We start from the raw sequence: 13,350 nt of genomic DNA, 5'->3' as shown, positions 1-13,350 counted from the left end.
AAGTATTCTATTATGCTTAGAAACTATAAGAAAGGTCTACTCCCACAGTAGTTGGAGTATTTGGAAATCTCAAATTATTGAAACCAAATTCCGCCGTTGGAAAAAATTCTTGATTGAATTCTGTATCGAAAATATTATTTGCCCAAATTGTTACACCTACTTTATTGAAACGAAACTTTGCCCTTGCATTGACTAAGGTATAAGGGTCTTGTTTGTATTCTTCCAAAGGATCCCAATAAAGTGTTCCTCGACTATCAACATTGGCATGTAACGTTAGACCGGATTTTTCGCTAAAATCAATATTGGCATTGGCCCCTATTTGAAATGTGCTTTTTACTGTAAAGGGAGAAGTGTTGCCACTTACATCTACTTCTTCATTTGTTTCATAATCAAATGCGGCAGCATTGGTAAGCAAGTTGTAAGTACCTTCCTTGATTTCTCCATCATTGAGTCCCAGACTTGCAAAAAAGTCAAGGTTGTTGGTAGCCTTAAATTTCAATTCAGATTCGAAACCTGAAATCTTTGCTTCTTCAAAATTATAGATTCCCAAAATTGAGGGAGTCAGTGGGATAAAGGTATATTGTTGCTGATTCTGAAAATTGATATAATAAAAGGCATTATTGAAGATTATTCTATTGTTCAAAAAGCTCGTTTTTAACCCTACTTCGAAATTATCAGTGAATTCCGGCTCATACTCCTTGTCAAATTTCACCGTTGGTTCAGAATTGAAACCTCCACTGCGATAGCCACGGCCATAATTGGCATAAGCCATAATTTTATCAGATACAGCATAAGCAATTGAAAATTTGGGTTGTACCACAGTAATGTCGTTTTCTATGGAAGTATTGGTAATACGGGAGTCGTTGGTCAGTTTATCATTGTCTACCCTAATCCCACCGGATAAAGTGAGTTTGTCCGATATATGAAAATCTAAAAATGCAAAAGCCGCCAATGTTCTAATGGTATTATCATCATCATTGCCTACCAAAGGATCTTCACTGTAGTTTGCATTTTCTGCAGATGCGTCCACAAACCCTCCCTCATAATAAGTGCGGTTCAAAAATGTAGAAGTATTCAAATATCTTTCACTGTTTTGAAATAGCGTGCCAAAGGTATAGTCTACCAACTGGTTCTCTGAAGCGTTTGATGTTAAACGGAACTCTTGGCTAAAAGTATCTGAGTCTGACCGTTGTGATACTTTACTAAATGCGTATTGGGAATAGTCATTTTCACCGATATAAAATCTTTTGGTGGCATTAAAAGATGTAACAGATTGAAATCTTGCTTTGGTAAGATTACCTTCAATTTTGAGACTGCTCAATGAATTGGATAACTCAGAATCGCCCTGCACATCTCCAAAAGGTTCACTTGAATAGTCATCGTCTGCAAGTACAGGAATAGTAGGGTCGAAAATATCAGTTTTGGTCACATAGTAATTTCCGCCTGCGTCCACCTTAAAATTGTCTTGAACATACGTAGCGGACCATCTTGGGCTAAAACGATATTTAAGTTTTGCCCTAATATTAAATTCATCGTAGAAATCTACTGTTTCGTTTAAAAAAGTATTGTTGATCAAACCATCAAACGTTTCGTAATTTCCTGCCACGCTGTAATAAAACTTATTTTTTACAATGGCTCCAGATGAAGATAAGCCAGCACCTAGCAAACCACCATTTCCTGCGTTAGTCATAACCTTGGTCTTATTTTTATTTGTTGGTTCCTTAGTGACAATGTTAATTGCCCCAGCAATTGCGTTTTTCCCATAAAGTGTTCCTTGAGGGCCTTTTACGAATTCTAAAAGTTCGGTATCATATAAAGTCATGTTCATGGCACTTGCATCTGGTAGGGTCATACCATCAATGACAACGGCCACAGGAGATTCTGCGTTTCTAATCTGGGAAATACCTCTAACAGTTAAAAAATTCACCCCTGGTTGCTGTGCTTGATTAAAGGTGACATTGGAAATTTGAGATGTAAATGATTGTATATTGTCTATTCCACTCGTTTCTATAGTTGCAGCATTAATAGCTACGGTGGTTTCAGGTAAACTTTGTATTGCCTGTGCCCTAACGCGTGCTTTACTGGCAACGGAAGAAAACCCTTGAATGGTTACACCTTCCAGTTGGTTTGCTTCAGGTTGTAAATCAATATTGAGGTAATTGCTTTCAATCTGCACGGTTTGAGTTTCAAAACCTAGATAAGAGATGGTTAATTCTTGGGCAGTTTCGTTGACCGCAATAACAAACTCGCCGTTAAAATCAGAAGTAACACCGTTGCTGGGATTGCCCACTTCAATAATGGTAGCTCCTGGAAGAGGATTGTTTGAATCGTCCAAAATTTTTCCACCAATATCCTTTTTTGTTTGGCTAAAAACCGAAAAGGATATTAAGCACAAGATGCATAGGAATAGATACTTCATTTTAAATTCTTTTTGAGTTAGTTGAACAAACCTATGAATACACAAATATTAATTCCATCATTCCTGTTATTTTTATATTAATTATTTAAAATAGGAATTTAAATGGAATATATCTAATTTTGAGGTAGTTAAGAAAATTAAACAATGAATGTAAGAGGAATTCAGATTTCTAATGGTTTTATGTTAAGTCTTCATGAAGAGCTCTTGACTATTTTTTCTAAACATTATTCCATAGAAACAAAAACGCTTACCGTATTTCAGTTATATGGTTTTGGTAGTTATGATGAAGGACGCCCTAGTTTAAAAGGGTTTATAACAGAAATCACAGGGCAATGGATAAATGGAAAGTATTTATATAACAAAATCAGGGAAGTTGAAAGGGGTAACAGCAAAAACGTAAAACTAAGAAGGGATTACTTATCCCTATTAATTCTTACCGCAGGTTATGATAACTATGGTCAATACCTTAATAATTCTCCTTTTTTAAGCGCAGATATCCGAAAGGAGGAAGGGAGCAATTTTGATGAAACATCCAATGATATTGATGCGCTCTATTATGTTGGATATTATGTGGAAGACAAACAATACTATATAAAATCCAAATTCACCATTTATAAAATGAAAACAGCTTCCTGGGAAATCTTATACTGGGAAAAAAACTATGAACCAACGTTTTATACTTATTTTGGAAAATGTGTACCTACTGGTGAAAGTGCTTTATCCTTTTATTTCAGCAAGGATAACTCGAGCTTGAACAAGGAATGTTTTGTCAATATATTTTATGGAAACAATATGCAAACAAAACCTGTACTGTTAGGAGCATATTGTGGTTTTGACCGGAACAACAACCCCGTTATTGGAAAATTGGTTTTTGAACAGGTAAACGATGCAGACGAACAAAATGAAAAAGTAAGAAGCAAGGATGTAAATCCTATTTTTCATCATTACCTATATTCCCAACGGATGGAAGTTGATGGAATTCTTCCCCATAAAGATTCTGATCTCTCAGTTTCCTTAAACAGACTTGAGATTGTTAATTTTCTAATTGGTGATTACCTTGGGTTCTATTTGGATAAAAACAACTATTTGATTCCTATTTCTTTTGAAGTTTTAAATGAACTTGGAGAATTAAAATTTAAGGTCAATAACACTAATTTCAAAGGAATTGGCAGAATTAGCAGAACCGAGAACTACCTGATATCTGAATTTAACGAAAAGAACATCTCTTATTCACAGTTTTCCTTACAGGTTCAACCTTTAGAAAGAGATTTGTTTTTGGGTCATATGCAAGTCTATTCTGGGGCAAATGTCCTAAATGGCAGGGTATTGCTTTGGAAGAAAAATAAAAAGTTGAAAAAGTTCATGGAACAAAACAAGGAGTTCTACCTGAATAAGAGTGATTTGGAAAATTTTATGAACACAAAAATTTCTAAATATCTTGAAATCAACACTATAGATGTAATTGAAAATCAATAGAAAACCTTTTGCATGCTGATTGTTATTTCTTCAAGGGGATTAATTTTTTCGTAGTTATAGCCACAGAATCAATTTTGCTGCGCGAGTAGTAAATAGGGAAATATTCATCTTTGGCCCAAGATTCAAATAAGTTACTGTAAAATGGACTGTCAGGATTACCAGATTGTCCAGGACTGTTGGAGCCTACCGCGGCATCCCAATCACCAGTATTCACAATCATCCGAAAAGAAGCTCCACTGCTTTGTTTTAAATTACCACCAGTAGAACCAGGAGTGTATGAGTTACCGCCTCTTGGTAACGGTCCAAGGTCCAGTAAAGTTCTTGTTGTATCATTTACAACTTCACTCAAAGCATGTTGCATATAAGTATGTTTATTCTTTTTTTGCCCATATTGCCATAAGTTCATATCTGTGCCAAGACTTTTTTCTAAATCGTCAACACCATTGCTAAAAGCATCACTCAAAAACTTATTTCTACCTAAAATTGGGTTTGCTCCAAACTTTGCATCTGGTGTCTTAAGCCACTCCATAATTCGAGTCATCTGAATCCCTGGAACTATGCCCTTAACTTCTACGGGAATAAATTTTTCGTTCGCCATTCTTTTAATTTGATTTTCCCAAGCCACATAAATGGCGGCAGAAATTGAATTGGGTTCGAGTCTATAATCCCAATTGGTCATTTTTTCTTTGGCCTCGACAGCTTTATCCATAAAAGCAATGCCTTTTAGCATAGGAACTAATATGCGAGCAGGAATTGATAGATAATCGACTTGAAGGGCCTTCATATCTTCCATGGTCATTTTTTTATTTTCCCCTAATACCTCATTTACCCGGTCACCACGATAGGGATCTGCCCATGAGAAACCAATTGCATCCCAACGGTTAAAGTTGTCTGGTGTTACATTCTGATTGGCGGTAGCTAAAAAACCTTCCTTAGGATTAAAGCCATTTGGTTTTTCTACAATTGGTAAATAGCCATCCCACTCATAGCGTCCATCGCCAGGTATTGGAACAAGACCACTAAAATTTTTTCGAATTGGGGCAATGCCAACGGCCTGCCATCCTATATTACCTTTTTTATCTGCCCATATCATGTTTTCTCCAGGGATATGACTGTAGTTGCATGCCTCTCTAAACTCTTCCCAAGATTTTGCTTGATCCATACGTAAAGATGCCAAATATGGCGAGCCGCCAGGTTCTAACCAAGCACAGCGTACGGCATAGGCTACATTATTTTCTGTATCTATATGGGTGACGGGTCCATGTTTTGTGTAAGACAGATTTACAATACTATCATTTCTGCCCTTTACTTTTATAGTTTCAGAAATATGTGTCATATCTTCCCAATTCCCCTTGTACTTGTATTGGTTCGGGTTTTTTGGGTTTAGCTCGTACACATACAAATCTTCGCCATCAGTTCTAAAAACGGTCAGGCCCCAGGAGCCATATTCATTATGCCCAATGGAAATACCGGGGATTTCTGGTTCACCACCGCCAATAACATTCCATCCCGGTGCTACTAAATGGTTCATGTACCGTAACGATGGTATGGCAATGGTCCTATGCGGGTCGTTGGCCATGTAGGTATTGCCATCTGCCATACGGTCGCCCCTAATTACCCAATTATTACTACCAATGGACAAAGAGTCATTTTTACTTTCGTTAAGTGACAATACCATTTCCTTCTCTTTGGTGTTTTGATAAGCAGGAACGATGTCATCTTTTAAGAATTTTACAGGTTTGCGATAGGCATTGTATAGGGCTAAAATATCATCTGACAACAAATCTGTATTTATGCTAGGATCGATTGTTAAATCAGGTTCTTTTGGGTGAAACCAATATAAATCTTTAACCATCTCTTCACCCAGCTTGGCTACTGCGCGTCCTATTTGCAATTCTTGACCTATATTTCCTAACAACCCTTGATGTCTTGAGATAACTACCTCTGGAGTCCATTTTTGTGGTTGTATGTCCAGAATTTTAAATTCGATAGGTAACTTTTCTGGGGTTTTTAAAATAGATTCGATATAGGCGTTTACTCCATCAGTGTAAGCTGTAATAATTTCAACACCATCGTCATGATAATGATTCATCTCTGTGGTCATATCACCTCTAAACTTAAACAGACGTGTACCTATATCGCGATTCAATTCTCGTTCTCCAAGAATTTCAGCTACGGTACCCGTGGCCTGTCTTCGCCAAATCTCAAATTGAAAAAGCCGATCTGCTGCTGCCGCATAACCTTGCGCATAAAAGAGATCATGTTGGTTTTTGGCATAAATATGATTAATGCCCCATTTATCTCTAACAATCTCAACAGGTTCTTTAAGCCCGTCTACTAGAAGTTCATCTGCAGGGATAATTTTAGAATCGTTACAGGAAAAGAAGAATACAACTACAAACAATTTTAAAATTTGCCTCATTCTATATGTTTTATTTGAACTTTAATATACTATTAATTCGAGTTCAAACTTGTTTCCAACCCAAATCTTGGAACTTATTTTAATGGATTTAATCTTAGAAAGATAAGCATCAATTGTTTTCCTTGCTTTGCGTTTCTCAAAAAAAAGCTAGGCTTTAGCGCTCAATAATCTTTTCTAATAGATTTGTCGTGATTAAATTTTGTTTACTGATTTGCTTAGGCATGTTTGGGTAAGGTGTAATTCCTCATTAAAAATTGTTCTTCAAATCCCAACTTTAAGTACAGATTTTTTCCCATTTCTGAAGCTTGAAGCGTAGCATAGCTGTATCCTTTCTTAACAGCTTCAGACAACATGGAATGCATCATTTTTTCAGCATAACCTTTTCTTCTCATCTCAGGAATTATGCCCATGGAATGAATTCCTACGATTTGGTTTCCAGTATGGTACATCAAAGCGGTTCCTACGGGAGAAGTATTGTCATAGGCAATCAGATAATCTACTTGGTCATAGCTGTTCAACAGTAATTTATGGTCGATTTTGTAATTGAAAGCCTTTTGAAACAATGATTCCCACAATAAAGCTGTTCTCTCATCCTTAACTTTATTGAGGTTAATTTCTGATGGCTTAAAGTCACTTTTCGAGAGATCGATGTACATTCCTACTTGTTCTAAAACCTTCACAAAACCATTGTTCTCCAAAAGCAGATAGTAATCATTCCCATTGATTTCCCAGTAAGGAATGGTAATTTTAGTAGAGGACGAAGAAATAATTTTTTTTGCAAGATCTAGATGAGTCTGTTCAGGAGTTTTTTTGAACCAAAGTCTGTTTGGCCAATCGGAGTAGTTTATAATTCCATAGTCAAAAACGTTTTCTATTACATAGGTACTGGCCCTTTGATTTATTACTTGCCATAGAGAGGTTAAATTATCTATATTTTGTTTTTTTAAGTCCATTTTTTATGTGTTTTTGATTAATACAATTCCCAAAGTCATGGCAAGCAGACCGAAGATTTTTTTATAGGCCATGGGTTCCGTAGGCAGACCAAACCAACCAAAATGACCGGCAATTACCGAAAACAAAATTTGTCCAAATAAACCTATGGAAATCATTGTTGAAATCCCCAATTTAGGGATAGTGTAATAGTACAGCCCAATACCGGCAACGCTAAAGAGCGCTCCGGAGAACCATAAATAATAAGGAACATCCTTCAATTGATAAAAGGATGGAAAATGTCTCGTATTTACAGCGACCGCTAAAAAAGCAATCAACGCACTAATGATATAGGCTACTAACGAAGTAAGCATTGGACTTTTTAATTGTTCACTAAGTTGTGAATTAAAACCTCCGTGCAAGGCTAAAAAAACTCCCCCTATAAATGCTAAAACAATTGGTGTTGATTGACTCATAATTCATGGTATTTACGATTTATGTGTCAAAATTAGACGAGTCAATGAACCTCTGCATTTACATATGTTGATGGATATGAATTTTATAGGTCTTTTCTAATTCTACTTAACTGCGTGGGGGTGATTCCAAGGTAGGATGCTATAAGCCATTGTGGGATTCTTTGAGGTAAGTTAGGGTACTTATTTAGAAAGGATAGATAACGTTGGGAGGCATTTTCTGCAGCAAATGAAATCTGTCGTCTTTCATTCTCAATAATCCAGTTTTGTTCCAGATTGGCAATATAATAGTTCTTTAAATCTTCATGCTTATAAATGACTTCCTTATAACGTTGATAGTTCATCTCCAGAACAACGCCATCCTCCACAGATTCAATACCAAAGCCAGAAGGAGAATCTGTTAACATTGAAACCGTGGACCCCGCTAAATGACCTTCAACGAAGAAATTTTTGACAAATACATTGGCCTCATCATCCATCCACTGGGAGATTAAGATTCCCTGACAGACAAAATAAATATTTCTTGCCGTTTGTCCACGAAATACGATGCTCTCATTTTTCTGTACACTTCTGATTTTTATTAAAGGCAAAAACTCCTCAAAAGACGTTTGGGAAACAGGGGCATATCCGTTTAGATACTGATAAAAAAGTTGGATTTGCGGATGGTCGAAAGAAATCATAATGGAAACCTATAGATGGTCTAGCGCACTTAATATGAGAAGCATCTAAGAAAGAATTATAAATAAAACGGTGTAAAAGTAAAGATATCAAAAACATTAATGTAAAGATAAGGGTCATTAGCTGTTTTGATATTTTACTGTTATTTAATAATATCCATCATCGCATTTGCAACACCAGATGCAGAAGCAGGATTTTGACCAGTGACTATATTTCCATCAGTTATCACATAAGAATCAAATGGAGTGGTATTTGAAAATAGGGCGCCTTGCTTTGTTAATTCTGCATCTAACATAAAAGGAATTACATCCTCTAATGTATGCTTGTCTATGTCTTCTTCCGCTTTTGTGAAAGAGTTGATATGTTTACCTTCTAAAAGGTTTTTTCCGTTTGATAAAGTCACATTCAATAAGGCCACAGGACCGTGACAAACGGCACCAATTACGCGACCACTTTCATATACTTTTTTAATGGTTTCCTTGACCAAAGGATTAGAAACCATATCTGTCATTGGACCTAGGCCGCCAGGAAAGAAAATAGCATCATAAGCATTGATATCCACATCTATTAATTTGTGGCTAAAATTAAGACGCTTAAATCCATTACCTTCCTTAAAGGTTTTGCTGAACTCTTGGGTTTCATCATAGCCAACAAAAGGTGGCGTTCCACCAAGAATGCTCGCAAAATCCACGGTATACCCTTTTGATGTAAATTCCATGTACGGGTCCGCCACTTCTGAAAATTCATAACCTGCAGCATGTTTTCCAGTACCAGTAACATTGGTGCTTGTAACTATAAATAATATATGTTTCATTGTATTGTTTTTGTAATCAATGGTTTTTAAATAAAGGGAGATTATAACCTCCCTTTATTCAAAGTGAATATTTACGCAGGTACTTGGTGGTTAGAGACAGCAATAGCATTCAATGCATTCGCAAGCTTTTCAGGAGCTGTTTCCAGAGGTACATGACCGTATTTGAGGGTGATTACTTCATCTATTCCAAGCATTTTTTGCCCATGCCTTTGTGCTTTTAAAGAAATGACTCTATCTAAAGTGGTTTCGATATATGCTTTAGGAACACGACCTAAATTTTCTTGGGTTGTAATGACTTGCTCAAAAAACGGTACGGTGGCTTGTACCACAAGTTTTGGTAGTAACACATCTATTTGTGCTTCTGTAGCCCCTGTAAAGATGACATTCATAATTGTTTCTTTACTCATAGTAGCAGTGCTTTTATCTTCTGAAAAAATCAGGTTTTCCAAAAACTCACTTTCTTGATCCTCTTCAAATACTTCAATAGCAGTCTTGCCTTCATAAGGGATAGCAGACGCGACGTAAACTAATTTTTCAATTTTCTCGGGCATTTCTTCAGCAACTTTGGTAATCACAAAGCCACCAAAACTGTGTCCAACTAATACAACCTTGCCTTCAGTCTTTTCTAATTCCGCTTTAACCCGGTTGGCATATAGCGCCATATTTATTTCTGAAGTAGGGGTTTTATCATCCCCGTGTCCTGGTAAATCAATAGCCTTTACACTATGTCCGTTTTTTTGCAGATGAGTTGTTGTCTCTTTCCATGACCAAGCACCTTCCCATGCGCCATGTATCAATAAAAATGTTTTGCTTGAATTTTTCATTGTATTAATATTTATAATTTGATTTTTAAATGCGTTATGCTTTTAATTATGGTACAAATTTGCGGCGGCTTTGAAGTTTAAAAGTTGTCATATGACAACGTTTTTAACTACCGCTGCTTTTTTGAGAAGCAGTTTCCAATTTGAAGTGTTTGATGGAGCGCGTCCAAAGATCTATTTGCTTAATAGCTTGCGTTAAAACTGTAATTTGATTCTTGTTAAAGTGAGGTTTTAATAGTGCAAATACATTTTCTAATTGTGTGTTATTATCAGAACTTATGATGTAATCGGTCAAAGCAAATAATGCTCGCTCTTTTTCTGAAAAGTAGGGCGTTTCATTCCAGACGGAAATTAACGAAAGCCTGAAATCGGTTTCTCCGAAGCCTTTAAGTTCATTATAATGAAGACTAATAGCATAAGGACATTCGTTTAGATATCCTATTCTAAGTCTTACCAATTCCAAATGACGAATTTCGATGGTAGTATTTATATTGCTATTAATAGTTTTCATTAGCTATTAAAACAAGAACTCCGACCAAGAGTCGGAGTTAAGGTTGTTTAAAACGTTGTACGTTACCCTTTAGAAATAGCTTCTCCTAATTCTTCATTGGTCATTGCTATTCCGTCCAAGTTCCAAGCCCCATCTACTGCATGAACAACGTTTAAGTAAATCCTGTCTTTGGGTTGTTTTTTATCAGATAATTGGTGAATGATTTCTGTTACTTCAGCAAAATGTTGTTTAATAATGGCGTGATCTGCCAAGGCAAACGATGGTACTTTCCATTCTGCCCATGCACCCAAAAATTCTTCTCCACCTGAAAAAGAGAATCCTATTGGAACAATATGCACATTGGCAGTAATGTTAGGGGTCATCACTGTATTTCCTGTTAGATGATGAGTTTTTAAAAGGGAGTCCGTAATTTGTTTAACGGCTTCTTTTTCTTTTCCTATAGGTAAAACTCCTTCCGTTAATGTTAATGTAAGTGGCATAATATCTATGTTTTAAATTGTGAACTTTATTGTTCATCAACGGTACAAAGATGCCTGCTTAAGAAAGTTTAAAAGTTGTCATATGACAACCTTTTAAGTAGAGAATGAGCCCAATTTGAAGAGTTAAGAGAACTTGACGACTGTCTTTATTCTTTTAATGAGATGGTAGTTGTAATACTAGTTGAACAGACAACATGCTCGGTATTTAGATTTAAACCATACTCATTTTTATACCATGTTTTCTAAGCCTTTAAAAAAGAATCCGGCTTGTATTCATACCCAAAACCTGAATTTGTTATTCTTTGTATTAAAGCATCTTGAATAGGTTGGGCTATTTCATAGTCCATATCCGCAATCCACATTGGCAAAACGTTACTAGTGCCAAATAACTCTAGAAGTGTTTTAGAATTCGATTTTGATAACGGTAATGTGCCAATATGTTTATCTATTTTCATTTTTAAAGTTGGGCCCTTAATTTACTGAGTGTTGAATTGGTCATCCCCAGATAAGAAGCAACAGCTTTGCTAGAAATTCGACCTAGTAGTTTAGGCTCATGTTCCATAACCCAGCGCAATTTATCAATGCCCTCCATACCCAAAAAACTATAGATGCGCATTTGAGAATGAATATAGGCAAATTGCATAAACTTATTATACATGTCACTAAATTCAGGAATAGTTTCAATAAGTTTATAAAAGCTGTCATGACTTATAACCAATAGATCTGAAGGTTCAATTGAAACCAAGAAATCTCTAGAGGGTTTCTGTAATACAAAACTGGTAATGGCCGACATTATTTGATCTTCCAAAGCAAAATAGGCTGTTGCCTCGTTTCCTTTATTATCAATTTCATACATACGCAGACAGCCACTATTTATAAAATAAAAACTCCTACATACTTCACCAACTGCGCATAAGACTTCATTGCGTTTTGTTTTTAAGGGCTTAAAATATGATGTGACTATTTGTAATGATTCATTACTGATGTTAGAATTATCTTTTAGGTATTGCTCTAACTGGTTGTACATTTTTTGCTTTTAATGGTATATAACAATAGGATATAATCATAATTAATAGTAGAATTTACGAACGATAATTATTTATCCATTAAACTACTAATACCAAGGTAAGAGTTTTTTTTACTTAACCTTCCGAGCACAAGTAAAGAATAAAACCTTCTTCAATAAGGTTATTGTATTTAACAGAGCACTGGCTTCCAACAACTATGTTGTTATTATGCCCGATTATTTGGGATATGAGGCTTCTAGCAATTATCCACACCCTTATGAGCATGGAGAAACCTTGGCAAGTACATCTTTTGATATGATCATGGCGGTTAAAGAAAACCTTGGGTTTATAGATGACCTTATTCTAATCCTACCCGTTTGATTATATAAATGCCGATATCGCCCAAAACCCACAAGACTTATATACTTCAGAATTTAGAGATGGACTAGTTAATGGAACCGATACGTAATATTTGAGCGCTATCCCTGGTAATGATGTGTTTGAATTGTTCGAATCGCATCGATAATATCAAATAGATATACATGCTAACAATCCTTTAAGGAGATGGATAATTATATTTTGAACCTAATACATCTTTTGCCGTCTCTAAAATGATGTATAACCTAAAATTCACTTAATCATTAAAAATAAACCATGAAACAAAACATAATATTCACAAGTTCTTTTCTACTATTTTTTCTTTTAACCTGTGCAAGTTTGATTGCACAAAACCCGGACGCTGATACATCCAAAACTGAAAAATACTTTGATGGTTTCCATCTGGGAATAAGTATGGGGGTACAAAACATATTTGGAGGTGCTTTTATTGATAATCTAGATGTGCTTGGGCAGAAATCAGGCTTTGTGACCGAGTTTTCAGCAGGGTATAGAAAGCAGCTTGCAAATGATAGACTTCTTATTGGAGCGGAACTTCAATTTGGAATTATAGATGGTGATTTAGAACAAATGGATACCAGGAATCAAATGGAAATTGATTACAAAAACAACAGTCAGTTTGGATATGGAATAAACCTTGGAATGGTTCTGGGTAAGAGGAAAAAAGCTTTGTTGTATACTTATGGTATTGTCACAAAACGAAACTTTGACATAACTATTTCAGAGGTTGGCGGTACAACTTTTATGCAGGAAGATGGGCAACGTTTTCTTAGGTACGGTATTGGATTTGAAATACCCGTTTCCGGAAACTTCCACTTGAAAGCAACTGTAGGTCGTGTTGATGTGGATTACGGAGATTTGGAAACCAATATTAATGTGGAAAATAAAACCGACCTTGGCTTAGGTGTGATGTATCAATTTTGA

At 35.8% G+C, this 13,350-nt stretch carries 14 protein-coding genes; 3 read left to right on the top strand and 11 right to left on the bottom strand.

Translation table 11 applies throughout. The annotated features are described in order from the left end of the window. Positions 1-16: 16 nt before the first annotated feature. Complete coding sequence (locus SJY44_RS17810; RefSeq protein ID WP_396590721.1) at positions 17-2,419, bottom strand: TonB-dependent receptor; 2,403 nt, start codon at positions 2,417-2,419, stop codon at positions 17-19. A gap of 144 nt (positions 2,420-2,563) precedes the next feature. On the opposite strand from SJY44_RS17810, the gene SJY44_RS17805 reads away from it, so the two are divergent. Further along, complete coding sequence (locus SJY44_RS17805) at positions 2,564-3,895, top strand: hypothetical protein (RefSeq protein ID WP_396590720.1); 1,332 nt, start codon at positions 2,564-2,566, stop codon at positions 3,893-3,895. A gap of 22 nt (positions 3,896-3,917) precedes the next feature. Here the strand turns inward: SJY44_RS17805 and SJY44_RS17800 are convergent, their stop codons facing one another. The 10 genes from SJY44_RS17800 to SJY44_RS17755 all read right to left on the bottom strand — a co-directional run bounded on the left by SJY44_RS17800 (position 3,918) and on the right by SJY44_RS17755 (position 12,050). Continuing rightward, on the bottom strand, positions 3,918-6,317 hold the full coding sequence (locus tag SJY44_RS17800) for a penicillin acylase family protein (RefSeq protein ID WP_396590719.1): 2,400 nt from the start codon (positions 6,315-6,317) through the stop codon (positions 3,918-3,920). A 215-nt stretch (positions 6,318-6,532) separates the two neighbouring features. After that, positions 6,533-7,270 (bottom strand): GNAT family N-acetyltransferase, encoded by a 738-nt coding sequence (locus tag SJY44_RS17795; protein WP_396590718.1) that lies wholly within the window; start codon positions 7,268-7,270, stop codon positions 6,533-6,535. A gap of 3 nt (positions 7,271-7,273) precedes the next feature. Further along, the gene (locus SJY44_RS17790; protein WP_298929590.1) at positions 7,274-7,723 is read right to left on the bottom strand and encodes a DMT family transporter; all 450 of its coding nucleotides are present in this window, start codon (positions 7,721-7,723) and stop codon (positions 7,274-7,276) included. An 83-nt stretch (positions 7,724-7,806) separates the two neighbouring features. Next, a complete protein-coding gene (locus SJY44_RS17785; protein ID WP_396590717.1) occupies positions 7,807-8,400 on the bottom strand; it encodes a Crp/Fnr family transcriptional regulator in 594 nt (197 codons plus the stop codon). Between the two features lie 140 nt (positions 8,401-8,540). Beyond that, positions 8,541-9,212, bottom strand: coding sequence for a type 1 glutamine amidotransferase domain-containing protein (locus tag SJY44_RS17780; RefSeq protein WP_396590716.1), 672 nt, complete (start codon positions 9,210-9,212; stop codon positions 8,541-8,543). Between the two features lie 71 nt (positions 9,213-9,283). Then, entirely contained in the window at positions 9,284-10,036 is a 753-nt protein-coding gene (locus SJY44_RS17775; protein WP_396590715.1) for an alpha/beta fold hydrolase, read from the bottom strand. A gap of 103 nt (positions 10,037-10,139) precedes the next feature. Beyond that, positions 10,140-10,544 (bottom strand): carboxymuconolactone decarboxylase family protein, encoded by a 405-nt coding sequence (locus SJY44_RS17770; protein ID WP_396590714.1) that lies wholly within the window; start codon positions 10,542-10,544, stop codon positions 10,140-10,142. A 62-nt stretch (positions 10,545-10,606) separates the two neighbouring features. Then, positions 10,607-11,023, bottom strand: coding sequence for a hypothetical protein (locus tag SJY44_RS17765; protein WP_396590713.1), 417 nt, complete (start codon positions 11,021-11,023; stop codon positions 10,607-10,609). 242 nt (positions 11,024-11,265) lie between these two features. Then, positions 11,266-11,478, bottom strand: coding sequence for a hypothetical protein (locus tag SJY44_RS17760; protein ID WP_396590712.1), 213 nt, complete (start codon positions 11,476-11,478; stop codon positions 11,266-11,268). Positions 11,479-11,480: 2 nt separating this feature from the next. After that, positions 11,481-12,050, bottom strand: coding sequence for a Crp/Fnr family transcriptional regulator (locus tag SJY44_RS17755; RefSeq protein WP_298929574.1), 570 nt, complete (start codon positions 12,048-12,050; stop codon positions 11,481-11,483). Between the two features lie 208 nt (positions 12,051-12,258). Between SJY44_RS17755 and SJY44_RS17750 the strand changes: the two genes are divergently transcribed. Together SJY44_RS17750 and SJY44_RS17745 are read left to right on the top strand one after the other, a co-directional pair. Further along, positions 12,259-12,411: a hypothetical protein gene (locus tag SJY44_RS17750; protein WP_396590711.1), complete on the top strand. Its 153-nt coding sequence runs from the start codon at positions 12,259-12,261 to the stop codon at positions 12,409-12,411. A gap of 273 nt (positions 12,412-12,684) precedes the next feature. Then, positions 12,685-13,350, top strand: a complete 666-nt coding sequence (locus tag SJY44_RS17745; protein WP_396590710.1) for an outer membrane beta-barrel protein — start codon at positions 12,685-12,687, stop codon at positions 13,348-13,350.

The sequence above is a fragment of the Allomuricauda sp. R78024 genome, assembly GCF_044596045.1.
Classification (GTDB): Bacteria; Bacteroidota; Bacteroidia; order Flavobacteriales; family Flavobacteriaceae; genus Flagellimonas.
The sequence above is the reverse complement of the archived record's forward strand: the minus strand, read 5'-3'. Positions and strand labels throughout refer to the sequence as shown.

Excerpts from the sequence above, each read along its gene's own strand:
- SJY44_RS17810 (WP_396590721.1), bottom strand. The coding sequence starts at position 2,419 with ATGAAGTATCTATTCCTATGCATCTTGTGCTTAATATCCTTTTCGGTT.
- SJY44_RS17805 (WP_396590720.1), top strand. The coding sequence starts at position 2,564 with ATGAATGTAAGAGGAATTCAGATTTCTAATGGTTTTATGTTAAGTCTT.
- SJY44_RS17800 (WP_396590719.1), bottom strand. The coding sequence starts at position 6,317 with ATGAGGCAAATTTTAAAATTGTTTGTAGTTGTATTCTTCTTTTCCTGT.
- SJY44_RS17795 (WP_396590718.1), bottom strand. The coding sequence starts at position 7,270 with ATGGACTTAAAAAAACAAAATATAGATAATTTAACCTCTCTATGGCAA.
- SJY44_RS17790 (WP_298929590.1), bottom strand. The coding sequence starts at position 7,723 with ATGAGTCAATCAACACCAATTGTTTTAGCATTTATAGGGGGAGTTTTT.
- SJY44_RS17785 (WP_396590717.1), bottom strand. The coding sequence starts at position 8,400 with ATGATTTCTTTCGACCATCCGCAAATCCAACTTTTTTATCAGTATCTA.
- SJY44_RS17780 (WP_396590716.1), bottom strand. The coding sequence starts at position 9,212 with ATGAAACATATATTATTTATAGTTACAAGCACCAATGTTACTGGTACT.
- SJY44_RS17775 (WP_396590715.1), bottom strand. The coding sequence starts at position 10,036 with ATGAAAAATTCAAGCAAAACATTTTTATTGATACATGGCGCATGGGAA.
- SJY44_RS17770 (WP_396590714.1), bottom strand. The coding sequence starts at position 10,544 with ATGAAAACTATTAATAGCAATATAAATACTACCATCGAAATTCGTCAT.
- SJY44_RS17765 (WP_396590713.1), bottom strand. The coding sequence starts at position 11,023 with ATGCCACTTACATTAACATTAACGGAAGGAGTTTTACCTATAGGAAAA.
- SJY44_RS17760 (WP_396590712.1), bottom strand. The coding sequence starts at position 11,478 with ATGAAAATAGATAAACATATTGGCACATTACCGTTATCAAAATCGAAT.
- SJY44_RS17755 (WP_298929574.1), bottom strand. The coding sequence starts at position 12,050 with ATGTACAACCAGTTAGAGCAATACCTAAAAGATAATTCTAACATCAGT.
- SJY44_RS17750 (WP_396590711.1), top strand. The coding sequence starts at position 12,259 with ATGCCCGATTATTTGGGATATGAGGCTTCTAGCAATTATCCACACCCT.
- SJY44_RS17745 (WP_396590710.1), top strand. The coding sequence starts at position 12,685 with ATGAAACAAAACATAATATTCACAAGTTCTTTTCTACTATTTTTTCTT.